This window comes from Streptomyces sp. NPDC008139, from assembly GCF_042957025.1.
In the GTDB taxonomy this organism is placed as follows: Bacteria; Actinomycetota; Actinomycetes; order Streptomycetales; family Streptomycetaceae; genus Actinacidiphila.
Genome location: NZ_JBIBHM010000030.1, coordinates 1 through 23,714, shown reverse-complemented (window position 1 = coordinate 23,714; position 23,714 = coordinate 1). Strand labels below are relative to the sequence as shown.

Genomic DNA, 23,714 nt, shown 5'->3' with positions numbered 1-23,714 from the left:
CCTGAACGACTCGCTACCTGAACGGCTCCGACGTGCCATTACCCGGCATTCTGCGTGCTCCCGGCGGAGACCCGAGCCGTGTCGTCGCCGTTCCCGGCGAGAGCCGCTTGTTGGGGGCGGACCTGGGTGGGAGGGTTGTGGGGACCGTCGTCCTGGCCGCCGTGGAGTGGCCGGGTGGGGCGGTCGCGCTGGTGTCGTTCCTTCGGGCGTGTGCCCTGTGGTCCCCGGTGGCATGTGCTGGTCGATGTGCGGGACCTCGTGGTCCCGCGTTTTTAGGGGATTGAGTCATGGCGGAAGAGTCTGATGCCGGCACGGTGCGTTCCGGTCCGAAGCGGTGGGCATGACCGCGAACGGCTTGGCGCGGGCACTGGCCGGGTTGCTGGAGGCCAGCCATACGGCGCCGTTCGAGCGGTTGCCGCGTCTGCTGGACACCGCGGCCAAGCAGGCCGGTGCGGGCGGGGCCCGGCTCTTCGTGGCGGATCTCCAGGAGGAGGTACTGCGCGAGGTGACCGGGACCGGCCTGAACGCCGGCGAAGGCGGCGAGGAGCACCGGATCGAGGGCACCTTGCCCGGTCGCGCCTACCAGATCACACAGGTCACCGCCCCGGCGTCCGGCGGGGCGTGCTGGATGCCGGTGCGGGACGGCACGGAACGTCTGGGCGTCCTGCACGTCGAGCCCGGCCCCGACGACACGGACAGGCCCGACGGTGAGGTGGCGCTGGCGCTGGCGTCGATGGCCGGACTGCTGCTGGTCTCCAAGCGGGCCAACAGCGACTCCCACGCCCGGCTGACCCGCACCCGGCCGATGGGCGTGCCCGCCGAACTGCAATGGGCGCTGATGCCGCCACGGACCTTCTCCGACCAGCGGGCCACGGTCAGCGCCTTCATGGAACCGGCCTACGAGGTGGCCGGGGACGCCTTCGAATACGCGCTGGCGGACGACACCCTGCACCTGGCGATCTTCGACGCCATGGGCCACGACACCTCCGCCGGACTGACCGCCGCTCTGGCGATGTCCACCTGCCGCAGCCACCGCCGCGCCGGCGCCACCATTCCCGACGCCAGCCGAGCCATCGAAGACACTCTGATCGGGCAGTTCGGACACACCCGCTACGCCACCGGCGTCCTCGCGGACCTGGAACTGGACACCGGCAAGTTCAGCTGGGTCAACCGGGGCCACCTGCTGCCGGTACTGATCCGCGGTGGCCGGTGGTCCAGCACCCTGTACTGCCCTCCGGCCGGGCCGATGGGCAGCGGATTCAACCTGCCGGTCGAGCAGCGCACCGAGCAGTTGGAGCCCGGGGACCGGCTGCTGCTGTTCACCGACGGCATCACCGAGGCCCGCGACAGCGACGGCCGGGAATTCGGTGTGGAGCGTTTCACCGACTTCATCACCCGCCAGCACGCGGACAACCTTCCCGTCGACGAAACCCTGCGCCGCCTGATGCGCAACGTCATGGACTACCACCACGGACGCCTCGAAGACGACGCCACCGTCCTGTTCTGCGAATGGCACGGCCCGGACGGCGCGACGGGGGTTCAGGCGGCTCGGGCGAGTTCGGCGCGGCCGAACAGCAGGGCGTAGCCGGCGGGGAGTTCGCTGATGGTGCGGGTGAGCAGGTCGCCGGGCAGGAGGGCGGCGACGGTACTCAGGACGGCGCCGGTGTCCCAGCGGGCGACGGCGGGGGTGACGCCGGTGCGGGCCGCGATGTCCTGGACGAAGCTCCAGCCGGTGCGGGGCTGCGCGGTGGGCGCCTGGGCGGCGAGGATGTCAGCGGCCCGACGGGGCAGATGGGCGGCGAGTGCGGTGCGCAGGTCGTCGCCGAGCTGGCCTCCCAGGGCCGCGAGTACGGCGTGGACGGCCTGCTCGGCGCGTTCGCGGGTGGGGTAGGCGCCGTCGTAACGGACGGTTTCCAGCATCTGGTCGTAGGTGAGCGCCGACGCGGTCCGGCGCTGTTCGGACTGGGCGTGCATGGCTGCGGCGGTGGCCTTCCGTTTCGGGCGGCGGCCGGGCCCGGTGAGCGGGGCCGGCCGCCGGGTGGGTGGAGGAGATGTCGGTCGGCGGCGAAGGACGGCGCCGACGGGTTCGCGTCCTTCGCCCGAGGTACCGCGGGCGGCGGGGGCTCAGCCGGCGATCTGCCGGCGGTTGTCACCCGCGCCGACGGCGATCTTGCGGGGCTTGGCACGCTCGGCGATCGGGATGCGCAGTGTCAGCACCCCGGCGTCGTAGTCGGCCTGGATCTGCTCGGTGTCCAGGGAGTCGGCCAGCACGATCTGGCGGGAGAAGACCCCCAGCGGCCGCTCGGACAGATCCATCTGCACGCCCTCGTCGTGCGGGGCGGGCCTGCGCTCGGCCTTCACCGTCAGCATGTTGCGCTCGACGTCGATGTCGATCGCGTCCGGCGAGACCCCGGGGATGTCGAAGGACACCACGTACTGCTCGCCGTCGCGGTAGGCGTCCATCGGCATCGCGGCGGGCCTCGACCAGGTGCCGGAGCGCAGGAGCTGCTCGGTGAGTCGGTCCAGTTCACGGAAAGGGTCGGTACGCATCAGCATCGCGGAACACCTCCAGGAAGTCGGGCGCTTGGCGCCGGTGTCGTTCACCTGCTCTCCGTTGTAGCATGTCATCCATCCGATGACAAACATTGATGTCACCCTGAGGGTGACACCCCTGGGTGACAGCCCGGAGGAGGCCCCGTGACAGCCGACCAGCCCGCCCCGACACCGTCGCCACCGCTCGCCGCGGCCACCTTCCCCGCCGCCGCGGCGGCGCTGGAAACCATCGACGCGGCCGTCCGCGACGCCTGCGGCCCGGCACCCGACCAGCCTTCGGCCCCTGCGGCCGACCCCCGACACGTACTCGCCTCGCTCCTGCTCCTGCGCGAGATCCGCGAACAACTCGCCGGCTGGGAAACCGGCCTGATCGAGACCGCGCGCGCGGCCGGTGCCAGCTGGGCCGACCTCGCCGCGCCCCTCGGCGTCTCCAGCCGCCAGGCCGCCGAGCGCCGCTACCTGCGCCTGCGCCCCGGCCCGGCCGGCTCCACCGGCGAGGAAAGGGTCAACGCCACCCGCAACCGCCGCGCCGCCGACAGAACCGTCGACGCCTGGGCCCGCACCAACGCCGCCGACCTGCGCAGACTCGCCGGCCAGATCACCCAGCTCACCGACCTGCCGACCACCGCCGACACCGCCCTCGGCCAGCTCGACACCGCCCTGGCCGCCGATGACGCCGCCGCGCTCATCACCCCGCTCACCGCCACTCACGCCCACCTCCAAGCGGGCCACCCCGACCTCGCCGACCGCGTCCACACCGTCACCGAACACACCCACCAGCTCCGCAACCCCCCAGGGCGACCGCCGCACACCCCGTAGTCACACCTCCGTCAGGTGGTCTCGCCCGCCGCGGTCCGGCTCGGCCGGCCGCCGGACGTGATCCGACCGGGCAGGCGCGGACCCGGCGGCGTTCGAGGTTTTGAATTCGCTGGCTGGGCAGCCGCAGAACGGGGGGCCGGTTCCTTCTGAGGTGCCCAGTCATGCCGTAGGCCGAGGAATCCGTCGGGGTCCAGCCGACCGGCCCCCCGGCACGGCACCCGCTGGTCCGCTGAGCGCTCCGGACGCCCGGCGCTTTCCCTGCCCCTCGTACACGTACGAACCCCGCGTCCCCGGACGTCGGGCCGGTACGCGCACCGCGTACACCGCGCGTCGTTCGGCGCAGCGCCCCTATGGAGGTCCCGCAATGTCTGTTCCCGTCGCATCCGATCCGCTCGCCGAACTGTCCGCGGCCGGAGTCTCGGTCTGGCTGGACGACCTGTCCCGCGAGCTGCTCGCCGGTGGTGAGCTGAAGCGGCTGATCGCGGACCGGCACGTGGTGGGGGTCACGACGAATCCCACGATCTTCGCCTCCGCGCTGTCCAAGGGGGACCGCTACAGCGAGCAGTTGCGGCGCCTGGGCGCCGAGGGCGCGAGCGTGGACGAGGCCGTCTTCGCCCTGACCACCGATGACGTCCGTACCGGCTGCGACCTCTTCGCCCCGGTGCACGAGCGCACCGGGGGTACAGACGGGCGGGTCTCGATCGAGGTGGACCCCCGGCTGGCGCGGGACACCGACGCCACGATCGAGCAGGCACGCACGCTGTGGGAGGCCGTGGATCGGCCGAATCTCCTGGTGAAGATCCCGGCCACCCGCGAGGGCCTTGCCGCGATCACCGCCGCCGTCGCCCAGGGCATCAGCGTCAACGTCACGCTGATCTTCTCCCTCGACCGCTACCGCGCGGTGATGGACGCCTACCAGAGCGGCCTCGAACAGGCCCGTGAGGCGGGTCGCGATCTGGCGGCCATCGACTCGGTCGCCTCGTTCTTCGTCTCGCGCGTGGACACCGAGGTGGACGCCCGGCTCGACGCGCTCGGCACCCCCGAGGCCCGCGAGCTCAGGGGCGCCGCCGCCGTCGCCAACGCCCGGCTGGCGTACCGGGCCTACGAGGAGATGACCGCCGCACCGCGCTGGCAGGCGCTCGCCGCCGCCGGAGCCCGCCCGCAGCGCCCCCTGTGGGCGTCCACCGGGGTCAAGAACCCGGACTACCCCGACACCATGTACATCCGCGAACTCGTCATCGCGGGCACCGTCAACACCATGCCCGGCACGACCCTTGAAGCGTTCGCCGACCACGGCGCCCTCCCGGCCCACCCGCCGACCGGCGAGGAGTACACCGCGGCGACCGCCCACTTCGAGGCGCTGGCGCGGGTCGGCGTCGACTTCGCGGATGTCACCGACACCCTGGAGCGCGAAGGGCTGACCAAGTTCGAGGACAGCTGGACCCAACTGGGCGCCTCCGTGGACAACGAGATGCGCGGTGCCACCGCCGCCGCATCCGCCTCCGGCGGAGCCGGTCTGCTGGCGATCTATCTCAACGACCACCTGTCCGGGGCGACCGGCGGACTGGAACTCTTCCGCCGGGCGGCACAGACCCAGAAGGACCGGGACGGCGGCCCGGAGCTGGCGGAGCTGGCCCGCCAGGTCGAACAGGACCGTGACTCGCTGATCCAGATCATGACCGATCTGGACGTGTCCCCCGACCGCTCGAAGGTCGCCATCGGATGGGTGGCGGAGAAGGTCGGCCGCCTCAAGCCCAACGGACACCTCTTCACGCGATCCCCGCTCAGCGACCTGCTGGAGCTGGAATCCATGTGCCTGGGCGTTGCGGGCAAGGCGGCCTGCTGGCGCACCCTGCGCGCCCTGGCCGAGACCGACACCCGGCTGTACCCCGAGCACCTGGACACCTTGCTGGAGCGCGCCGAGCACCAGAGCGCCGTACTCGAGGAGTTGCGCCTCGCCGCGGCCGCCCGCGTACTCCCGTAGTCCCCGTGCCGTGACTCCCGACAACGCCGAACCCCGCACCTGCCGTGAGGCGGATGCGGGGTTCGGCGTCCTACGTTCCGACGCTGCGACGGCGGGCGCGGGTACGAGCCGGGAAGGCCGCCCGTCACCGCGTCTGACGGTGAGGGGCGCCTTGCTCGGGGTCGTCATCGATGGTCTGCCACGTCCGGCCGCGCTGCGCTCCGGCCGAGGCGGCGGGATCCGGCTGCCCGTTCGGTGCGGCGGGATCGGGACGTACGGCCGGGGCGGCGGTCCGGCGGGAGCGCATACGGCGGCTGCCGTACCAGAAGCCGCCCAGGAGGACCGCGGCCACCACGATCGCGGCCAGGAGGATGAGCAGGCTGCCGGAAGCCCCGGAGCTTGCCAGGAAGTGGGTGGATGTCATGAGGGTTGTCTCCTGCTCTGGGGCTGTCCGGCGGTGAGGAGTGGTCAGCCCTTGGCCTTGCCGGCCGCGCCCTTCTCGGTGGCGGCGCCGTCGGTGACGAGGGTGCCGCCGGTGGTCTCCAGATGCGCCCGGACGAACCACTGGAACTGCTCCAGGTCGCGGAGCTGTCCGATCAGCAGGTCCTCGGTGGCCGGGTCGATCTCGCCGGCCGCCTCGATCGCCTTGCGGACGTCCTCGACGACACCGTTGTAGACCAGGTTGAGGGCGCCGAGGTGGGCGATGGCGTCCTGGCGGCCGATGCTGTAGTCGTTCCAGGTCCGCTCACTGACCAGGGCGCCCGGAGTGCCCAGAGCGACACCACCGAGCGCGGCGATGCGCTCGGCGACGTCATCGGCCATCGCGCGGACCTGCTCCACCTGCGGGTCGAGCATCTCGTGGACGGCGATGAAGTGCGGCCCGACGACGTTCCAGTGCACGTGCTTCAGCGTCAGATGGAGGTCGTTGAGGGCGTGCAGCCGCATCTGGAGGATCCCGATGAGCTCGCCGCCCTGCTTCTTGGTCAGGCCGGGGACGGTGTACTTCGGAAGCTTGCGCGTGGGCATGGCTCTCTCGCTTTCGTCGGTCGACAAGGCCGTGGATTCGGCTCGGGCACTTGTCAGGCATGAGCCGGGCATGGTGAGTGGTCCCCGCGCGGTCGGCGGGGTGGGTCGCGCCAGGGATTGACGGGCTCAGGACGTCGGGACGAGAGCTGCCTCGACCTCGCGGAGGAAGTCGTCCAAGTCGTCGGGCGTGCGCGAGGTGATCAGCGTCCAGCCGTCGGCGGTGTCGCTCACCACGGGCTTGTCCACCCACGCGCCGCCGGCGTTGCGGATGTCGGTGCGCAGGGACGCGTAGGAGGTGAGCGTCTTTCCGCGGACGAGATCGGCCTCGACCGCGAGCCACGGGCCGTGGCAGATCGCCGCGACGGGGCGCTTGGCCGACGCGAAGGCCCGTACGGCCCGCACGGCCGTTTCGTCCTGCCGGAGGCTGTCGGCGTTCAGCGTGCCGCCGGGTACGAGCAGCAGGTCGTATGCCGTGACGTCCGCCTTTTCCAGGGTCAGCGTCGGCTGCACGGTTCTGCCGGGGTCCTTGTCGCCGACGAGCGTCCGGATCGGCTCGTCGGACACGGCCGCCACGTCGACTCTGGCGCCCGCCGCCCGCAGGTGTTCCACGGGGACGACGAGTTCATCCTGCTCGACGCCGTAGTTCGTCACGATCGCCAGAACGCTCCGGTCCTTCAGATTGCTGACCGCCATGGCGGTTCCTTCCTTACGCGCTTCTTGGGCTGGTGGCCCCCCGGGCTCGATGTGCGGCTACCCCTTCAACAGCTTTAATGCCTCGAAATGCTCACCGATTTGCCCGAATGGCGCGATATTGCGGCGATCCGGGGGGTCGGAAGTCGTCCGGGACTCCCCTCGCGGGCACGCGGCCGAGGGCCGAGGGAGTACGACGCCCGGTGCGCGAGGCCCGGCGGCCCCTCCCCCGGACGGCCGCGCTGGACCTCACGGCTCACGGCGCGAGGCCGGCGTCGCGGGCCAGGAGTGCGGCCTGCACCCGGTTGGTGACGCGCAAGGTGGTCAGGATGCGGCTGACGTGGGATTTGACGGTGCTCTCCCGCATGCCGAGCGCGTTCGCGATGTCGGCGTTGGTGGCCCCCTCGGCGAGCAGGGCCAGCACGTCCTTCTCCCGCGGGGTCAGAGGGTCGATCCGCGTCCGGGCTTGGGCGGCCCGAGGGCGGTTGGTGCGGTGGTAGCAGTCGATGAGACGGCGAGCGGCGGCGGGATGGAGCAAGGCGGAGCCGGCGGCGACGAGGTGGACGGCGCGCAGGATCTCGGCGGGGTCGGTGTCCTTGAGCAGGAAGCCGTCGGCACCCGCGGCCAGCGCGTTGTAGACGTATTCGTCGAGGTCGAAGGTGGTCAGCGAGATGACCTTGGGCGGGTGGGGCAAGGCGCGCAACCGCTTGGTGGCGATGATGCCGTCCATGCGGGGCATGCGGATGTCGACCAGGGCGATGTCGATGCGGTGGGCGGTGGCCTGCTCGATGGCGTGGAGCCCGTCAGCGGCCTGGGCGACGACCTCGATGGCGGCGTCGCCGTCGAGGAGGTCGGTCAGTCCGAGGCGGACGAGGGCGTCGTCGTCGACGACCATGACGCGGATCATGCGCGGGGACCGTTCGGCGCGGCGGCGCGGTGCGGGATCCGGGCGGCCAGCCGCCAGGACCCGCTGCCGCCGGGCCCGGCATTCAGGTGTCCGCCGAGTGCTTCGACCCTCTCGCGCAGCCCGACAAGGCCGAACCCCGAGGGCGCCGTCGCATCGCCGCGCCCGCCGGGAGTGTTGGTGACCTCGACGACGGTGGCGGGCGGCCCGTAGTCGATACGGACCCGGACGGGGGCGTCGGCAGCGTGTTTGCGGGCGTTGGTCAGGGCTTCCTGGACCAGGCGGAAGACCGCCAGCCTGTGGGCTGACGGGGCCTGTTCCGGCCTGCCCTCGATGACGGTGTCGATGTGCTGCCCGGCCGTCCGCGCCTGCCCGATCATCTCCTCGACATCACGCAGGACCGGCGCAGGCCGCTCGGCACCGTGGTGGACGTCGGTGGTGCGCAAGGCGCCCAGCACGTCTCGCAGGTCGGTCAGGGCATGGGTGGAGGCGGTGCGCAACAGGGTGAGGCGGTGGACGAGTGCGGCGGGCAGGACGTCCTTCCTGGCAGCGAGCACGCCGGTGTGCAGGGCGATCAGGCTGAGCTGGTGGGCGAGTACGTCGTGCATCTCGGCGGCGATGGCGGAACGCTCGGCCATGCGTACGGCCTGCTCGCGCAGTTCCCGCTCGGTCCGCAGATGCTCCACCTGTGTGTTCAGCGCCCGCACCAGGCGTCGCCGACTGCCCATCCACAGCCCTCCCACCACCGCCAGCACCGTGGAGCCGTACTGCTGCGGGCGCCACAGGGAAACCGCCGGGTGGAGCACGGCGCTCACCGGGAGCGCCACAGCCGAACAGGTCACAGCCGCCACGACGTGCCGGTGCGCGGCGAGGTCGAACAGGGCGAGCAGGAGCAGCGGAAGCAGCGGCCACCCCCACACCCCCGCCGCCGCTGTGGTCACCACCGGAGCGAGCCACCAGGGCGTCCGGCGCAGCAGCGCCAGCCCGCACACCACCGCCGCCGCACCGCCGACAGGCGCGTACCGGCCTTCGGCGCTCAACGCCTCGTTCCGGAAAGCCGCCAGAGCCAGCAACGCCACCAAGCCGTAGCGGCCGTAGACCGCCCATCCCTGCCCCTGTTCCCCGTTCACCCGCAGAGCGTGGCACGCGCCCGGATGCCTGTCGTCCGACGTTCGGCTACGCCGACCTCCGCCTTTGGTAGGGGAGGACGGCCGCACAAGGGAGGATATGCGCGGCTGAAGGCGTCTCTAGCGTCGAGGACATGGACGACTGGACCACCTCACACCACCGTGCCCCCGCGCGGCGCAAAGCGGAGAGCTGGATGTTCCTGCTCGAAGCGGCCCGCGATCTGCGCACCACCGGCGCCATCGCTCCCAGCAGCAAGGCTCTGGCCCGTCTGCTCACTGATCCCGCGGGCGAATACGGAGCGCGGCCCCTGAACGTCCTGGAGGCGGGCGCGGGCACCGGCTCCGTCACCCGCACGCTCCTCCCCCGCCTCTCCCCGGGCAGCAGCCTGGACATCGTCGAGGCCAACTCCCGCTTCGCCTCCCAACTGCGACGCCTCGTCAGCACCCATCCGCTTCCGGCGGACGGGAGCGAACGGATTCGCGTCCATCATGCCTTCGTCGAACAGCTCGACACCGACCGGCGCTACGACGTGATCGTCTCCGGCCTGCCGTTCACCAACTTCACCCCGGCGCACGTCACGACGATCATGGACCGGTACATCGAACTCCTCCGGCCCGGCGGCACGCTCACGTACTTCGCCTACCGCGGCACCCGCTACGCCCGCGCCCTGACCGCCACCCGCCGCGAAGCCCGCCGCCACCGTGCCGTCGAAGAGGTTCTCGCGGGATACCAGGACCAGTACGCCACCGGCTGCCGGACCGTGTGGGGCAACCTGCCCCCGGCGAGGGTCTGGCGGCTGCGCCGACCGGCCGACGTGTCCGCCCCGGCCGCGGCGTCGCCCGTCCCGGCCGCGACGGCTCGGCCAACTCCCTGACCAGACGGCCCAGTTGGCGCGGCGTCGGATCGTCGCTTCATATCCCGCGACCGCCGACGCCCGTTCTGCCCGCGGAAGCGACCCGAGCCCGCCCCGACAACGGCGGCGACGCCGATTACATCCGCGGCCTTGTGCCGCTTGGGCGCTACGGCACGACCGACGAGGTGGCGGCCCTCGTGGCCTTCCTGGCAAGCCCGGCCTCTTCATACGTGACCGGCTTGGTCCTCACCGTCGACGGAGGTATGAACGCCTGACGGATCGACCACGCCGGCCTGTGCCCGAACAGCACAGGCCGCTGCCCCCGATGTCGCCACTTGCCGCGGGAGCCGCGTACGGCCGGCCGAACAGCCGGGCGAAGAGACGCTCTGGTCGCCGGAGCGGTCCGGCAGGAGTTGAGCCTGGTCGCCGGAGCGGTCCGGCGGGAGTTGAGCCGCGAGGGCTCGTGCCGTGGCGGTGAGTGTGGCCGTGTCCAGCCCGGTCCGGCCCATGAACACGATTCCTTGTTGCGCGGCCAGGAGGGCCCGCGCCAGTGCGATCGGGTCCGCTCCGGCCGGCAGGTCGCCCTCGCGTTGGGCGCGGGCGACGCAGTCACCGATCAGCGCGGTGGACGTCTCGTACGTGCGGTGGGCGTGGGCGAGGACTTCCGGATCGGCGTTACCGAGTTCGCAGGCGCTGTTGGCCATCAGGCAGCCGCGCCCCGGACCGGCGGGGGCGTTGATCGGTGCTTCGAGGAGCATGCGCAGTGCGTCCACGGCCCGGGGAGCCTCGGCGAGGGCTTTCCGGAGTTCGCCATGGCTGTCGTCGGTGTAGCTGTGCAGCGCCTGGCCCACCGGGGCGTCACGGTCAACGTCATCCAGTCCGGTTTCGTCGACACCGAGATGAACCCCGCCGACAGTCCGGCCGCCCCCGCGTTCCTCGCGACAACGGCGATGGGGCGGTACGGCAGGCCGGAGGAGATCGCCGCAGGCGTCGTCTTTCTCGCCAGCCCCCAGGCGTCCTACGTCACCGGCGCGGTGCTCAGGATCGACGGTGGATACGGCGCGTAGCGCGAAAGCACGGCCGCCGACGTGCGGCGGTGACGCGCGTCGACGGTCTCCTTGGCGGCGGGGCCCGGCGCGTCGGCGGAGCGCGGGCACAACGAGCCGCCGACGAAAGCGCGTTGGCTGCCGCGCGCGAGCGTCGCGGCGTACGGGCTGACCGGCCCGGCCGGGGCGGTGGCCGCACGGGCCGCCGCCGAGGGCTCCACGGCCCGCTCCGCCCAGCCCTCCCCCGTGACCGTATGAATCGCCAACTCGCCTCGCTCCCAAGCTAGTTCGGAAATCCAGAACTCTGCCCGAGCCCCGGCTTCGCAGGGGCGCGAGGAACTGCGCGGGCCCAATCGTGGGTAGGGACCGAAAGTTCGACAGCCCCTCTCGTCCCCACCGTCACGGAGGAAACATGCGCAGGAGAACGCTGATACGCGCCCTCGCCGTAGGCACGCTCGCCCCGGCAGGTCTGGGACTGGGCGCACGAAGCGCGACCGCCGCGGCCGACCTCTACGGAATCGACGTCGCGACCACCCAAGGCGGCATCGACCTCGCGCTCGCCCGCAACCAGGGCCAACAGTTCGCCATCGCCAAAACCGGCGGCAGCCAGCTCAGCGAGGGACCGTACGTCAGCCCGTACTACACGGCTCAAGTGGACAGCGCGCGAGCGGCCGGACTGCGGGTCGGCCACTACTGGCTGTCCGGCGACTTCCAGGCGCCGACGGACGCGGCGAACTACTTCGTCGACCACCTGCACGACTACCGGCAGGGCGACGTACTGGCCCTGGACGACGAAGTGCTGGATGACTCCACCGGGCTGTGGAACGACGGCCAGGTCGCCGCCTGGTTCCGGCAGGTGCAGGCCAGGGTCGGTACGTGCGTGCCCTGGTTCTACATCGGCGCCGCGAATCTGCGCGGCGGCAGTTGGGGCCAGACGATCGCCACCGGGGCCAAGCTGTGGGTGGCCGCGTACGGCTCCAACAACGGTACGCGGCAAGGCGAACCGGAACTGGGGGGCGCGTACCCGGACTGGGCGGTCCACCAGTACACCTCCGTGGGCTCCATCGGCGGCATCGGGAACGTGGACCACAATCTCGCTCGCGGCTCGGCGTTCGATCTGGTCGCTCCGGGCAGCGGGGGTGGAGGAGGAGGCGGCGGAGGCGGAGGTCTGCCGAAGACCACGACGGAGCAGGACGGCATCCCGGGACCGGTGTTCTGGAGCCGCGCGCAGAAGTGGCTTTCCCTCACCTCGGGTTACACCGGCCCGGTCGACGGCGTGCCCGGCGTCAACACCTACGCGGCCCTCCAGCGGTACCTGAAGGCGCACTTCGGTTACGCCGGTCCCGTCGACGGGGTGCCCGGCGTCAACACCTACGCCGCCTGGCAGCGGCTCGCCGCGCAGTGGGGCTACACCGGCCCGATCGACGGCGTGATGGGCCCCAACTCCTGGCGCGGCGTCGCCCGCTTCCTCAACCAGAACGCCTGGGACTGACCCCTCGCGGGGGGGGCTCCCCCGAACCCCTCAAGACCCGACGTACCGGCCAGCGCCACTGGGGCGGCCGGGACGTCGGCCGGGGAACGGTGATGTCCGACCACGCGTCAGCGAAGAACGTCAGGGCCGGTCGCGGAACCCGTCCTCCGAATCCCGCCCGTGCACGGTCTGCGCATGGCCCGGATCGGTGACGCATCAGGCGGGGACGAAGAGATCCTCGTGGGCCCCGTCGAGGATGAACCCGTTGTCGAAGCGGACCCGCACGCTCACGCGAGGCGCCTGTTCCTGGAAGGCGGTCCACGCGGGTTCCAGAGAGCAGACCTTCTCTTCGAGCTGCCTCCTGCTCTCCGTGGGCATCTCGCCTCCGAAGGCGTCGAGCAGCGACTTGAGGCGCTCGTACTCGCGCACCTCGTCGCTCTCATCCCGGTGGGCGACCACCCGCTCGACGGCCCCGCCTGTGCCCGCGGCCAAAGACAGGAACCCGATCACGACCCCCGCCACCTCCGCCGAATCGCTCAGTCTGGTGTCCGCTGCCAGCACCACCCGCTGGCCCGCCTTCAGAGTCATCCGCTCCCCATCTCCGCCGCGCCGGCTACGTCGCTTCCATCCGCCCGCCGCAAGAACGTCTCACCGCGGCGATCGCTCACGACACGGGCTCCTTCGTGGAACCTACGGGCACCGTAATACGGCATCCGCGCGATCCCGTCCTCGGCGAGGCAACGCCGCTGCCAGTGAGCGGAGTCCCCCATGCACGTACCTCAGCGTCTCTTCCCGGCGGGGGCCCGGACTTCCGGGAAGGGTCGCTGGCGGTCATGCCGCCCAGCGCCGATTCCGACGAGGAAGGCTCCCGTCGCGAACAGCAGCAGCCCCGGACCCGCGGTGGCCATGGGCAGGAGCAGTGCGAACGGCGCGGTGGCGATCTGCAGGAGAAGTAGTCCGCGCGCGGTGCCGAACCGTCGGCTGATCCTGGTGGCCACCAGCGCGCCTACGATGCCGCCGGTACTGCCGCTCGTCAGCAGCAGCCCGACATGGCGGGGTTCAGCTTGACGGTGCGGATCAGGAAGACGACCTGGACCCCTTGGTAACCCATCAGCGCCATGCTGGTCATGGCGCCCCAGGCGACCATCGGCCGCAGGTGCCGGTCCTGGTCCACGAAGCGGAGACCTTCGCTGATCTGTCGTCGGAGGGAGGCGCGTTCGTCATCCAGAGCACGGTCCGGCTCGAACACGCTGATGCGGTTCAGGCAGATGGCGGATACCAGGAACGTCACCGCGTCGGCCACGAGCACGGTGGCCGCGCCAAACGCCTGGGCGAGCAGCCCCGCGCGCACCAACTCGTAAGGGCGGCTTTTCACAGGCGAGTTGAAGGCTGGCCATCACCACCCTCTGAGTCGACCGGGCTCCGGACCGGCGGACGCGGGCCGGTGGTGGCGGCCCGCGTCGGGTCAGCGCACGGTGACGGGCTTGGTAGTGGCCGCGCCGTTGGTCCAGCCATTGCGGTGGGCCGTGATCGTGACCGTGATCTTCTGGCCGCGGTCGGCCTTCACCAGGGCGTAGGTGGACTTGGTCGCACCCTTGATGGTCTTGCCGTGGCGCTTCCACTGGTACGTGTAGGAAGTGGCGGACGGCGACCAGGTGCCTCGGGCAGCCGTCAGCTTGTGACCGACCTTGACGGAGCCGGAGATCGACGGCGTGGTGGTGGTCTTCAGCGCGGGGCCGACCTCGACCTTCCGCGCAGGTGAGGTGGAAGCGACGGAGCCCGCGCTGTTGCTGACCGTGACCCGGCAGGACACCTTGTGGGCGTAGTCGGCAGAGGTGAGGACGCGGGTCTTGGCGGTGGCACCGGAGATGACCGCGCCGTCGCGCAGCCAGGACAAGGTGGCCTTGGCGTTGGTGCCGTTCCAGGCGGCGGAGCAGGTGAGGGTGGAGCCGGTTCGGGCCGTTCCGCTCACCGCGGCGTTGGTGGTGATCTGTGGCTTGATCATCAACAGGGTTTGCGACTCGGACCACACCTGGGAGGTGTAGCCGCCGCTGCCGGCGTACTCGGCCTTGCGCCACAGCACCGTGGCCCGGCCGTCCGGTCCGGCAGCCACCTCGCCTGCGAGGGCGTCGGTGTTGGGGACGGCCACGACGGGTGTGCTGTTCAGAGCGGTGGCCTGGCTCCAGGCGCCGTCGGCGCGCACCGCCCACTCGAGGTAGTTGTCGTTGCCGTTGTCGATGCTCGGCACCTGCGGCCACACGACCTGCACGGTTCCGTCAGCGCCGATGGAGGCGTCCACCCGCCAGTTGACGTAGCCGGTGGACAGCGTCTTCGGCGCGGACCAGGTCCCGGTGCTCGCGGTGCGGGTCACGGTCTGCACAACGGGGACACCGGCGGTGGGGCTCCAGCCCGTCCACACGTAGGTGATGTCACCGTTGGGCGCCGCCAACGGTTCGCTTCCGTCGCTGTAGTTGATGGCGGAAACGGCGGTCTGAGCTGCGCTCCAGCTACCCGAAGGAGCGGTGCGGGTGGCGGATTCGAGGTCGTCGGCGCCGTTGCGCCACAGTACGGTGGAGGCGTTCTTGGCGTCCATCGCCACCTGTACGTCGCTTGACGCGGCGTCGGTGCCGGGCAGCACGGAGGCACTGCTCCAACTGGACCGGGCCGAGGTGCGGGTGGCGGTGGAGACCGTGTGCTCGCCGGTGAAACGGTTGAGTTCATCCCAGACGGCGGTGGCGGCGCCGCCGGGGGCCACCGCGAGGTCGATGCTCCAGATGGATCCGGTCGTGGTGGAAGCCAGCGTCTGGGGTGCGGACCACGCCTGGTCGCCGGGGGCGAGGGCGGCGGTTCTCACATCGTAGTTACGGTACCCGTCGCCCTGGTCCCATACGGCGGTGAAGGTGCCGTCGGCCGCCGCGGCCAGGCGAGGCGTGGACATGTCCAGGCCGTCCCAGGCGGCGAGGGCGGCCGGGGCGGACCAGGCTGCCGCGGCCGGGTTCCAGCCCGCGGCCAGGGCGACCAGCGAACCGTCCGCACCACTGCCGTCCAGCCAGGACACCACGGCCCGTCCGTCGGCGCTCACGGCAAGGACAGCCGCGGAATTCTCGGCACGCCCGGTCGCCAGGGTGTGCGGCGCACTCCACGTCGCGGTTCCGGCAGGCCGCACGGCGGTCCGGAAGTCCCAACCGGTGGCCCCGGCGGCCTTGTCCCGCCACAGCGCGAACGCGGCGCCGTCACCGGCCACCTGGACATCGATGAGAGTCTGCTGGCCGTCCGCTCCGGTCAGAGCGACGGCCGCGCTCCACGGTCCCGCCGACGCGGTGTACCCGGCGGCGGCCGAGGGAAGGGCGGTGCCCAACGAGACCGCGGCCACGGCGGCGGCGAGCGCCACGGCGGCAGTCTTCGGTGTGCGTATCTTCAGTGCCATTACGGCTCCTGTCTCAGGCGAGCGCGTCTTGCGCCCGGCATGCTCGCGCACATCGGAACGAGGGGGCGCAGCGCCGGTGGATGGCGCATGGCACGGATGCCTCATGCGGACCACGACGCCGCCGCTCCCGCGCCGTGGTCATGATGGCAGGACGGAGCTACGGACCACGATGCCGGGTGCTGGCAACCTTGTACGGCCCCCACGTGATCGCCGAAGTCGGTGGCACGGTGCCGACAGCCCCGGAGGGACTTGTCGGTCTTCCCGCGGGCGAGGGCGCGCTCGACGCGGGCGCGGACTCGTCGGTGTCCGGCGGTGTCGGCATCAATGGTGACCTGCGCATTCGCCGAGAACCGATGGTTCTTCGAGCCTTCGGTTACGGACTGGTGTGAGCGTGCCGTCCACGATCCACGACCGCTCGGTACCTTTCCGCTCACGGGCGGAAAGGTATCGAGCGGTCGTGCCGCCGACCGCACCGGCGGGCCGGGGATCGGGCCGGCGGTGTGCGGATGGTCAGGTGAGCTGATTGACGAGGACGGTGAAGAGGCCGGGGAGCCGGGCCGCCGCAGGGACGATGCCGGACGCCAGGCGCGGCCGGTGCCGGGCCCACACCAGGGCCTCGGTGAGCACGCGGTGGCGTCGCGAGACCCGGAGCCACGCCTGCTCGTACGCCTGCGGACGGTCGGCGCGGACGCAGCGCACCAGTTCGGCGGCGCAGGCCAGGGCCAGGGACACGCCCTCACCGGTCACCGCGTCGATGTAGCCGGCCGCGTCTCCGACCAGCAGCACCCGTCCGGCCGTACGGCGGTGTACGCGCTGCCGCAGGGGTCCGGCTCCCCGGACGGTGGTGGCGGCCCGGGACAGACGGCTCGCGAGGGCGGGGAAGTGTGCGAGGTGGTCCTCGAACGAGCCGCGCTCGCCGGTCAGGATCGCGACGCCGACCAGGTCGGTGGCGAGCGGGGTGACGTATGCCTCGGCGTGCGGCGACCAGTGCACCTCGACGCAGTCCGTCCAGGGCGTCACCGTGAAGTGGCGGCGCAGCCCGTACCTGGGCGGCCTCGGGTCGGGCCGGTCCAGGGCAAGCTGACGCCTGATCGGCGAGTGCAGGCCGTCCGCGGCGGCCAGGTAGCGGGCGGTGATCCCGGCGGCGGAGACTCCGAGGCGGTCCTGCCGGACCGCGCCCGCCCGGAGCGGGAGGACCCGTACGCCGAGTTCCGTGGCGCGGCGGGTCAGGGCGGCGTGCAGTTCGGTACGCCGCAGCCCCCGGCCCGGACTTCCTCGGAACAGCGCCTCGGCTCGGTGGCGCCGGTCGAGGTAGCGGATGCCCTGGATCGGGTGCCCGGAGATCGTGACGCCCAGGTCGGCCAGAGCGTGTACGGCGCCGGGCATGAGTCCCTCGCCGCAGGCTTTGTCGATAGGGCCCGGGCGCGGTTCGGCGACCGCGACATCGAGGCCGGCCCGGGCGGCGTGGATGGCGGTGGCGAGTCCGGCGGGGCCCCCGCCGACGACCAGCAGGTCGATCACGGGGCGGCCGAGACGGGCATATCGGCGGGCGGTGGGGCCGAGGCAAGGGCCGCGTCCTCGCAGCGCACGCGGGTGGCGAGCAAGGGCAGATTGAGGAGGGTGAAGCAGGTGGCGGTGATCCAGTTGGAGTGCACCAGCGGGAGGGCGGCTCCCTCGACGATCACGGCGACGTAGTTGGGGTGCCGCAGCCACCGGTAGGGGCCGCCGGTGACCAGGGGCAGTCCGGGGACCACGATGACCCGGGTGTTCCAGCGCGGACCGAGGGTGGTGATGCACCACCAGCGCAGGGCCTGAGCCGCGACGGCCAGGGCGAGCATGGGCCAGCCGAGGGGGGGCACGAAGGGGCGGTGGCCCAGACCCGTCTCCAGCAGGCACCCTGCGAGCAGTGCGGTGTGCAGACCGACCATCACCGGATAGTGGCCGCGTCCGTGCTCCACGGCGCCGTGGCGGGCACTCCATGCGGCGTGACGGCGCGCGGTCACCAGTTCGGCGAGGCGTTCGAGGGCGATCAGGAACACGAGAGCGGTGTACGCGTTCAGCGCGGACATGCGGCGGCTACCAGCGCAGGAGGACGAGTTCGGTGCTGAACCCCGGCCCCATCGCCGCCAACAGGCCCGGAGTACCGGGCAGGGGCGGTCGCAGCTCCAGCGTGTCGCGCAGCACGTGCAGGACGGAGGCCGAGGAGAGGTTGCCGACCTCGGCCAGCGAACGCCAGGTCAGTTCCAGCGCGCGGGCCGGGAGCGCCAGTGCCTCGCGTACGGCGTCGAGGACTCTGGGGCCGCCGGGGTGGCAGACCCAGGCCGTCACGTCCTCGGTCTTCAGGTCGTGGGCGGCGAGGAACGCGCGGACCTCTTCTCCGAGGTGAGTGCGGACCAGGTCCGGCAGGTCGGCGGCCAGCACGATGCGGAAGCCGCTGTCGCAGACATCCCAGCCCAGCGTCCGCTCCGTGCCGGGGTAGAGGCGGCTACGGGTCGCGACCACCGTCGGTGCGGGGCGCGGTGCGGCGTGCACGCGGTCGCGGCCCACGGCCAGCACCGCGGCGGCGCCGTCCCCGAAGAGTGCGCCCGCCACCAGATTCTGCGGAGAGACGTCCGACCGCTGCAGGGTCAGCGAGCAGAGTTCGACCGAGAGCAGCAGGGCGACCTGGTCGGGGTGGCCTTCGAGGTAGTCGTGGAGGCGTGCGATCCCCGCAGCGCCGCCGACGCAGCCGAGCCCGAAACTGGGGACCCGCTTCACGTCCGGCCGCAGCCCCAGGAGCCCGGCCAGGCGGGCCTCGATCGAGGGCACGGCGATGCCCGTGACCGAAGTGGACACCACAAGGTCGATGTCCTCCGGCCGTAGCCCCGCCTCGTCCAGCGCCCCGCGCACGGCTTGCTCCCCGAGCAGGAGCGCGGCTTCGATGAACGCGTCGTTGGCCGCGCCGAAGCCGCTCAGGGAGGCGTATCTCTCCAGTGGCAGCGCCAGATGGCGGCCCTGGACGCTGGAAGTCGCGTGCAGACGCTCCAGCACGCTCCGGTCGCCGCCCGCCGGCAGGCACATCCCGGCGAGGGCCTCGGTGATGTCGCTCTGCTCGTAGCGGTGCTCGGGGAGCACCCCATGAACAGCGACGATTCGTGTCATAGCGCCATCATAGGGAAACGCTGACGAATCATTAGAAACCGGTCATCAATGGCATGTCCGGGACGTAGCATCATGACGTGCTCAGCAAGACGGTCAGCGAAATCCCCGGCACACCGCCCCAGGCGCCCGCCGCCGCGACCGCGCTCGGGCTGCTGCTGGCCGCCCATCCCGCACCCGCCGGCGCCGTCACCGCCCTGGTCACCGCTCTGGCCGCGGCATCGGGGCGCGACGCGCACGGGTGCCTGCTCGTGGCCCTGGCCGTTCTCGCCGGGCAGCTCAGCGTCGGCTGGAGCAACGACCGCATCGACCTGCGACGCGACGTGGCCGCGGAGCGTGGCGACAAACCGCTGGTGACCGGCACGGTACAGGCCCGTACCGTGGGGGCCGCCGCCGTCTGCGCCCTGGCGCTGTGCGTCCCGCTCTCCCTGGCCAGCGGACTCCTCGCCGGAACAGCCCACCTGGTCGGGGTGGCCGCCGCCTGGTCCTACAACCTCGGCGTCAAAGCGACAATCCTCTCGTGGCTGCCCTACGCCTTGGCGTTCGGTCTGCTCCCCGCCTTCGTCGCGCTCGGCCTGCCCGGCCACCCCTGGCCCCCGCTCTGGCTCACAGCGGCCGGCGCCCTGCTCGGCGCGGGCGCCCACTTCACCAACGTCCTGCCCGACATCGAAACCGACCTCGCCGCGGGCATCCGCGGCCTGCCCCAGCTCCTCGGTCGGCAAGCCTCCCGCTCGGTGGCGGCCCTCGCCCTGCTGGCGGCCTCCGTCGTGCTCGTCCTCGGGCCGCCCGGCACGCCGGACACCGCCGGGTGGGCGGGGCTCGCCGTCACCGGGACCTTGGCGCTGGCCACCGCCCTCCCCCTCGGCACCCGCTCCCGCAGCCGTCTGCCCTTCCTGACCACCCTCGCCCTGGCCGCCGTCGACGTCACCCTGCTTCTGCTGCGTGGCAGCAGCCTCACCTGACGCGCCCGGCGAGCCGGCGCCACCACGGCGACGTCGCGTCGGCTGCCGCGAGCAGAGCCGAAGCGTCCCAGCGCGTCGGGCACAGCTCACGTGCGTGGACGGCCATGAGGCCCGGTCTCGCTCCGGCAGGACACACAAAGCATCGGCGGCGACCCCGCGCACTGAACTTGCGGCACGCCCATCGGCCGGGCGCACACCCGAAAGCCGGGCAAAGACCCGTGCCGGTGCCGGCGGTGGACCGGCCCGCCTCGTAGACCCTCGCGGCGTGTCCTCGAACCGTCACTGCCCTGCGCACGGCCCGTCACCCAGGGGGTGACGAGCCTCGGCGTCGCAGGCGATGTTCTGCGCGTACAGACCTCGGGGGTTCTGTGTGATGTCGAAATGAACCTTCTGGCCTTCGGTAAGCCCAGGAAGAGTGTCGTCGACGAGGTTCGAGTAGTGCGCGAAGACGTCGTCACCGCCGCCCGACTGCTCGATGAAGCCAAATCCTCTGGCGAAACTGAACCACTTCACCGTGCCTGTAGCCATTTCGTGCCTTCCTGCACGCTCGGCGTGCAGCAACAGATGCGCGAAATTCGCATATCTGTGGCAATTTTTTATCCGCACTCCGGTGCCGCAAGAGCGCGTTCTCCCCGTGGATCAGGCTGACACGGGAATACCGAGTGGTGACCGCGCTGTCCTGAGCGGGCTGAGAGCGGCGTCGGGGGCGTGCGTGGCGGTGTCGCGGCAGGTGTAGCCGAGGCTGAGAAGGGCGCGGGTCATCTCGGCGGCGCTGAAGTCGCGGCGGTCCTGTCGGGTGACCACCTCTCCCACCTGCTTGACGGGGTAGTGGCGTCGGCCGATGATCACGTACTCACCCGTGATCGCTTCGGGTTTGATGCCCTTCATCGACGCCTGTACGCCGCTTTTGGTCAGGTCGAAGGGGAAGTGGGCGATGATGCAGCGCATGGGACCTCGCAGATATGAGGGGGGCAAGCGGGAGTCTGTTCGCCAGGAGAGCGCGGTCCGGGAGGAGTTCAGGCCGCCGGGCTGAGGGCCGGCCGGCGTTGTGAGGTTCCCGCCGGTGCCAGGGCCGGGCGGGTGGAGCGCCGGGCCTGGGCGGGGCGACTGCGACGCGTGCGCGCGGAGGAGGCGGACGTGCTGCGCCTGGGGCGGTCGGCGACCGGCGCGGTGATGGTGACGGGCACGCCGGAAGGGGTGCGGGCCCCGGTGATCCGGTTCAGTTCCGCTTCCCCCGACCTGATCTGAGTGGTCTGCGGGGTGATGCCGGCGGTGGCCATCAGCCGGGTCATCTCACGACGCTGGTTGGGCAGGACCAGGGTGACGACCCGGCCTGATTCCCCGGCACGGGCGGTACGGCCGCCGCGGTGCAGGTAGTCCTTGTGGTCGGCAGGCGGATCGACGTTGACGACCAGGTCGAGGTCGTCGACGTGAATGCCGCGGGCCGCCACGTTGGTGGCCACCAGCACCGTCACATGCCCGGTCTTGAACTGCGCGAGCGTACGGGTCCGCTGCGGCTGGGACTTCCCACCGTGCAGCGCTGCCGCCCGTACGCCGTTGCGGAGCAGGTGCTCGGTGAGTTTGTCCACGGCGTGCTTGGTGTCCAGGAACATCAGCACCCGGCCCTCGCGCGCTGCGATCTCGGTCGTCGTGGCGTGCTTGTCCGTGTTCTGCACATGCAGGACGTGGTGTTCCATCGTGGTGACCGCGCCCGCGGACGGATCGACGGAGTGGACCACCGGGTCGTTGAGGTACCGGCGCACCAGCAGGTCGATGTTGCGGTCCAAGGTGGCGGAGAACAGCATCCGCTGACCGTCAGGGCGCACCTGGTCGAGCAGCGCGGTGACCTGCGGCATGAAGCCCATGTCGGCCATCTGGTCCGCTTCGTCCAGCACGGTGACGCCGACCTGGTTCAGCCGGCACGCGCCACGGTCGATGAGGTCCTTGAGCCGTCCGGGGGTTGCCACGACGACCTCGGCCCCCTCCCGCAGCGCGCCGATCTGCCGGCCGATGGACATCCCGCCGACGACCGTGGCCATCCGCAGCCGCAGCGCGCGGGCATACGGGGTCAGGGCGTCGGTGACCTGCTGGGCCAGCTCTCGCGTCGGCACCAGGACCAGGGCCAGCGGCTGCTTGGACTCCGCGCGCTGACCGGCGGTGCGGGCCAGCAGGGCCAGGCCGAAGGCGAGGGTCTTGCCGGAGCCGGTCCGGCCGCGGCCCAGGACATCGCGTCCCGCGAGGGAGTTGGGCAGCGTCGCGGCCTGGATCGGGAACGGTACGGCCATTCCCTGTGTGGCCAGCGACGCCAGCAGCGATGCGGGCAGGTCGAGCTCGGCGAAGGTCTCAACCGGCGGCAGGGCGGGAGTGACGGTGACGGGCAAGGCGAACTCGCCCTGCGGGGCCGAGGGCCGCCGACTCCCGTAGCCGCCGGAGCGGCTCGGGGCCTGCCGGCGGTAGCCACCGCGGTCGGAGCCGGAGCCGGAACCTGAGCCTGAGGAGCGGGTGCGGGAGTAACGGTCGTTGGAGCGAGCAGTGCGGTTCACGGAGAACCTTTCCTCGATGCGGTGCGTCGAGGAATCCTCGGCGGCAAGCGAGCCGCACAAGGAACACAAGAACGAACCGGTGAAAGTGAATGTCCGCAGCGCGCCGACCGGAGCTGAGCAAGAACTGTCGTGCGGGCAGCGGCGGCCAGAAAGGCGTATGGGCTGCCACAGCGTGTCGGAGGCCGCGGGGGAAAGCAGTAGGCCGGGTCCCGCACCCCAAGGTGCGGGACCCGGCCTACTCGGACGCGTCAGCGTCAGGCGGAAACGATGTTCTCCGCCTGCGGGCCCTTCTGGCCCTGCGTGACATCGAACGAAACCTTCTGGCCTTCCTGCAGCTCGCGGAAGCCGGAGGCGGAAATGTTCGAGTAGTGGGCGAACACGTCAGCGCCGCCGCCGTCCTGCTCGATGAAGCCGAAACCCTTTTCCGCGTTGAACCACTTCACGGTGCCAGTAGCCATGTCATATCTCCTTCGGGGCAGTGCCCGGAGTCCGCACTGTGCGGACTCCGCGTCGCCGCGAGGTTGCCCCATCCGGAATGCACCGGAAATACGAAAGTGCTTCCACCGCTTGCAGCGACGAAGGCACTTGAAGTTTTTGGGAACCACAACTGCAACTGGGGAAACCCTAGCATGCCGCCAGAGTGTACGCCCTGACGTTTGATTTCCGTCCCGTCAAAGACATAAAAGATTGCGGTCAGGGCGCTGGTATTTCTGTGCTCGCCGCATCACATATTCCATGCCGCCCAGGTGCACTCCTACCCAAAAGCGGCAGCAGCGCCTCCCGCTCCACAGGTCACCGCCGTCCAGGCGCGGGTGAAGATCGCCCCGCGGCACGGCACCACGCAACCGGGACGTCGGATATCTGATGCGGCGGCGGCAGAATCGGCCACGTTGCCGGGTCCGACGAACCGCGCCGGCAGAGGTCACGCCCGATGATGCACGAACTCGTCACCTGCGCAACGAAGGTATGAGGCTGCCTGTCCTCTTCCGGCGTGCGGTGGCGACGGCGGATGGGTCAGTCGTGGGCGAGGTCGGCTTCCGGCTCGCGGATCCCGTCGTCGTACCGGCTGCCCCGTCGTCACATGTGCCGGGCGGGCTCAGCGGCTCCGACACCGCCATCCCCGCCGGAGGACGGGCGGGACGCCCCGAGCGCGACACCGGCCAGGTCATGGGGCATCACAGGCCGGTGCGT

General features: G+C 71.3%; 28 protein-coding genes. 9 read left to right on the top strand and 19 right to left on the bottom strand.

Annotated elements, in window-relative coordinates; translation table 11 throughout:
* Window positions 1-340: 340 nt before the first annotated feature.
* Complete coding sequence (locus ACFZBB_RS34350) at window positions 341-1,585, top strand: SpoIIE family protein phosphatase (RefSeq protein ID WP_391131043.1); 1,245 nt, start codon at window positions 341-343, stop codon at window positions 1,583-1,585.
* On the opposite strand, the gene ACFZBB_RS34345 is transcribed toward ACFZBB_RS34350, so the two are convergent.
* Both ACFZBB_RS34345 and ACFZBB_RS34340 read right to left on the bottom strand, forming a co-directional pair.
* On the bottom strand, window positions 1,540-1,974 hold the full coding sequence (locus ACFZBB_RS34345) for a DUF2267 domain-containing protein (RefSeq protein ID WP_391131039.1): 435 nt from the start codon (window positions 1,972-1,974) through the stop codon (window positions 1,540-1,542). The genes ACFZBB_RS34350 and ACFZBB_RS34345 overlap by 46 nt on opposite strands.
* Before the next feature lie 150 nt (window positions 1,975-2,124).
* Window positions 2,125-2,556 carry an Hsp20 family protein gene (locus ACFZBB_RS34340; RefSeq protein WP_391131037.1) on the bottom strand — a complete coding sequence of 144 codons (432 nt, stop codon included), beginning with the start codon at window positions 2,554-2,556 and terminating at the stop codon, window positions 2,125-2,127.
* A gap of 141 nt (window positions 2,557-2,697) precedes the next feature.
* Here ACFZBB_RS34340 and ACFZBB_RS34335 point away from each other — a divergent pair, with 141 nt between their 5' ends.
* Together ACFZBB_RS34335 and tal are read left to right on the top strand one after the other, a co-directional pair.
* Complete coding sequence (locus tag ACFZBB_RS34335) at window positions 2,698-3,372, top strand: HSP18 transcriptional regulator (RefSeq protein WP_391131034.1); 675 nt, start codon at window positions 2,698-2,700, stop codon at window positions 3,370-3,372.
* Window positions 3,373-3,736: 364 nt separating this feature from the next.
* Window positions 3,737-5,356 carry a transaldolase gene (gene tal, locus ACFZBB_RS34330; protein WP_391131031.1) on the top strand — a complete coding sequence of 540 codons (1,620 nt, stop codon included), beginning with the start codon at window positions 3,737-3,739 and terminating at the stop codon, window positions 5,354-5,356.
* A gap of 124 nt (window positions 5,357-5,480) precedes the next feature.
* On the opposite strand, the gene ACFZBB_RS34325 is transcribed toward tal, so the two are convergent.
* The 5 genes from ACFZBB_RS34325 to ACFZBB_RS34305 all read right to left on the bottom strand — a co-directional run bounded on the left by ACFZBB_RS34325 (window position 5,481) and on the right by ACFZBB_RS34305 (window position 9,085).
* Window positions 5,481-5,759 carry a DUF6479 family protein gene (locus ACFZBB_RS34325; protein ID WP_391131028.1) on the bottom strand — a complete coding sequence of 93 codons (279 nt, stop codon included), beginning with the start codon at window positions 5,757-5,759 and terminating at the stop codon, window positions 5,481-5,483.
* A gap of 44 nt (window positions 5,760-5,803) precedes the next feature.
* Complete coding sequence (dps, locus tag ACFZBB_RS34320; protein ID WP_391131024.1) at window positions 5,804-6,361, bottom strand: DNA starvation/stationary phase protection protein Dps; 558 nt, start codon at window positions 6,359-6,361, stop codon at window positions 5,804-5,806.
* A 126-nt stretch (window positions 6,362-6,487) separates the two neighbouring features.
* A complete protein-coding gene (locus tag ACFZBB_RS34315; protein WP_391131021.1) occupies window positions 6,488-7,054 on the bottom strand; it encodes a DJ-1/PfpI/YhbO family deglycase/protease in 567 nt (188 codons plus the stop codon).
* A gap of 253 nt (window positions 7,055-7,307) precedes the next feature.
* Window positions 7,308-7,958: a response regulator gene (locus ACFZBB_RS34310; protein WP_391131020.1), complete on the bottom strand. Its 651-nt coding sequence runs from the start codon at window positions 7,956-7,958 to the stop codon at window positions 7,308-7,310.
* A complete protein-coding gene (locus tag ACFZBB_RS34305; protein WP_391131017.1) occupies window positions 7,955-9,085 on the bottom strand; it encodes a histidine kinase in 1,131 nt (376 codons plus the stop codon). Before ACFZBB_RS34305 ends, ACFZBB_RS34310 begins: the two co-directional genes overlap by 4 nt.
* 131 nt (window positions 9,086-9,216) lie before the next feature.
* Between ACFZBB_RS34305 and ACFZBB_RS34300 the strand changes: the two genes are divergently transcribed.
* Together ACFZBB_RS34300 and ACFZBB_RS34295 are read left to right on the top strand one after the other, a co-directional pair.
* On the top strand, window positions 9,217-9,957 hold the full coding sequence (locus tag ACFZBB_RS34300; RefSeq protein ID WP_391131014.1) for a methyltransferase domain-containing protein: 741 nt from the start codon (window positions 9,217-9,219) through the stop codon (window positions 9,955-9,957).
* Window positions 9,846-10,211, top strand: a complete 366-nt coding sequence (locus tag ACFZBB_RS34295) for an SDR family oxidoreductase (protein ID WP_391131011.1) — start codon at window positions 9,846-9,848, stop codon at window positions 10,209-10,211. The genes ACFZBB_RS34300 and ACFZBB_RS34295 overlap by 112 nt, the downstream gene beginning before the upstream one ends.
* Here the strand turns inward: ACFZBB_RS34295 and ACFZBB_RS34290 are convergent.
* The gene (locus ACFZBB_RS34290; RefSeq protein WP_391131008.1) at window positions 10,161-10,709 is read right to left on the bottom strand and encodes a TetR family transcriptional regulator C-terminal domain-containing protein; all 549 of its coding nucleotides are present in this window, start codon (window positions 10,707-10,709) and stop codon (window positions 10,161-10,163) included. The two genes, ACFZBB_RS34295 and ACFZBB_RS34290, sit on opposite strands and share 51 nt — an antisense overlap.
* 39 nt (window positions 10,710-10,748) lie before the next feature.
* On the opposite strand from ACFZBB_RS34290, the gene ACFZBB_RS34285 reads away from it, so the two are divergent.
* Entirely contained in the window at window positions 10,749-11,003 is a 255-nt protein-coding gene (locus ACFZBB_RS34285) for an SDR family oxidoreductase (protein WP_391131006.1), read from the top strand.
* On the opposite strand, the gene ACFZBB_RS34280 is transcribed toward ACFZBB_RS34285, so the two are convergent.
* Window positions 10,955-11,248: a hypothetical protein gene (locus tag ACFZBB_RS34280; RefSeq protein WP_391131003.1), complete on the bottom strand. Its 294-nt coding sequence runs from the start codon at window positions 11,246-11,248 to the stop codon at window positions 10,955-10,957. The genes ACFZBB_RS34285 and ACFZBB_RS34280 overlap by 49 nt on opposite strands.
* 146 nt (window positions 11,249-11,394) lie before the next feature.
* Here ACFZBB_RS34280 and ACFZBB_RS34275 point away from each other — a divergent pair, with 146 nt between their 5' ends.
* Window positions 11,395-12,474 (top strand): GH25 family lysozyme, encoded by a 1,080-nt coding sequence (locus ACFZBB_RS34275; RefSeq protein WP_391131000.1) that lies wholly within the window; start codon window positions 11,395-11,397, stop codon window positions 12,472-12,474.
* 195 nt (window positions 12,475-12,669) lie between these two features.
* On the opposite strand, the gene ACFZBB_RS34270 is transcribed toward ACFZBB_RS34275, so the two are convergent.
* The 3 genes from ACFZBB_RS34270 to ACFZBB_RS34260 form a co-directional block, all read right to left on the bottom strand.
* Entirely contained in the window at window positions 12,670-13,041 is a 372-nt protein-coding gene (locus tag ACFZBB_RS34270) for a hypothetical protein (protein ID WP_391130997.1), read from the bottom strand.
* Between the two features lie 445 nt (window positions 13,042-13,486).
* A complete protein-coding gene (locus ACFZBB_RS34265; protein ID WP_391130994.1) occupies window positions 13,487-13,828 on the bottom strand; it encodes a hypothetical protein in 342 nt (113 codons plus the stop codon).
* Between the two features lie 90 nt (window positions 13,829-13,918).
* Window positions 13,919-15,880, bottom strand: a complete 1,962-nt coding sequence (locus ACFZBB_RS34260) for a hypothetical protein (protein ID WP_391130991.1) — start codon at window positions 15,878-15,880, stop codon at window positions 13,919-13,921.
* 203 nt (window positions 15,881-16,083) lie between these two features.
* Between ACFZBB_RS34260 and ACFZBB_RS34255 the strand changes: the two genes are divergently transcribed.
* Window positions 16,084-16,269 (top strand): hypothetical protein, encoded by a 186-nt coding sequence (locus ACFZBB_RS34255; RefSeq protein WP_391130988.1) that lies wholly within the window; start codon window positions 16,084-16,086, stop codon window positions 16,267-16,269.
* A gap of 121 nt (window positions 16,270-16,390) precedes the next feature.
* On the opposite strand, the gene ACFZBB_RS34250 is transcribed toward ACFZBB_RS34255, so the two are convergent.
* The 3 genes from ACFZBB_RS34250 to ACFZBB_RS34240 are packed head-to-tail and all read right to left on the bottom strand — an operon-like array spanning window position 16,391 to window position 19,021.
* Window positions 16,391-17,401 carry an FAD-dependent oxidoreductase gene (locus ACFZBB_RS34250; RefSeq protein ID WP_391130985.1) on the bottom strand — a complete coding sequence of 337 codons (1,011 nt, stop codon included), beginning with the start codon at window positions 17,399-17,401 and terminating at the stop codon, window positions 16,391-16,393.
* On the bottom strand, window positions 17,398-17,949 hold the full coding sequence (locus ACFZBB_RS34245; protein WP_391130982.1) for an isoprenylcysteine carboxylmethyltransferase family protein: 552 nt from the start codon (window positions 17,947-17,949) through the stop codon (window positions 17,398-17,400). Before ACFZBB_RS34245 ends, ACFZBB_RS34250 begins: the two co-directional genes overlap by 4 nt.
* Window positions 17,950-17,956: 7 nt before the next feature.
* A complete protein-coding gene (locus ACFZBB_RS34240; protein ID WP_391130979.1) occupies window positions 17,957-19,021 on the bottom strand; it encodes a 3-oxoacyl-[acyl-carrier-protein] synthase III C-terminal domain-containing protein in 1,065 nt (354 codons plus the stop codon).
* A gap of 77 nt (window positions 19,022-19,098) precedes the next feature.
* On the opposite strand from ACFZBB_RS34240, the gene ACFZBB_RS34235 reads away from it, so the two are divergent.
* Window positions 19,099-19,980, top strand: coding sequence for a UbiA family prenyltransferase (locus ACFZBB_RS34235; RefSeq protein ID WP_391130976.1), 882 nt, complete (start codon window positions 19,099-19,101; stop codon window positions 19,978-19,980).
* Window positions 19,981-20,259: 279 nt separating this feature from the next.
* On the opposite strand, the gene ACFZBB_RS34230 is transcribed toward ACFZBB_RS34235, so the two are convergent.
* From ACFZBB_RS34230 to ACFZBB_RS34215, 4 genes are all read right to left on the bottom strand, one after another.
* Complete coding sequence (locus ACFZBB_RS34230; RefSeq protein WP_391130973.1) at window positions 20,260-20,508, bottom strand: cold shock domain-containing protein; 249 nt, start codon at window positions 20,506-20,508, stop codon at window positions 20,260-20,262.
* A 111-nt stretch (window positions 20,509-20,619) separates the two neighbouring features.
* Window positions 20,620-20,928 (bottom strand): SCO5918 family protein, encoded by a 309-nt coding sequence (locus tag ACFZBB_RS34225; RefSeq protein WP_391130969.1) that lies wholly within the window; start codon window positions 20,926-20,928, stop codon window positions 20,620-20,622.
* Window positions 20,929-20,996: 68 nt separating this feature from the next.
* Window positions 20,997-22,523 (bottom strand): DEAD/DEAH box helicase, encoded by a 1,527-nt coding sequence (locus ACFZBB_RS34220; protein WP_391130966.1) that lies wholly within the window; start codon window positions 22,521-22,523, stop codon window positions 20,997-20,999.
* Window positions 22,524-22,777: 254 nt separating this feature from the next.
* A complete protein-coding gene (locus tag ACFZBB_RS34215; RefSeq protein ID WP_391130963.1) occupies window positions 22,778-22,981 on the bottom strand; it encodes a cold shock domain-containing protein in 204 nt (67 codons plus the stop codon).
* Between the last annotated feature and the right edge of the window lie 733 nt (window positions 22,982-23,714).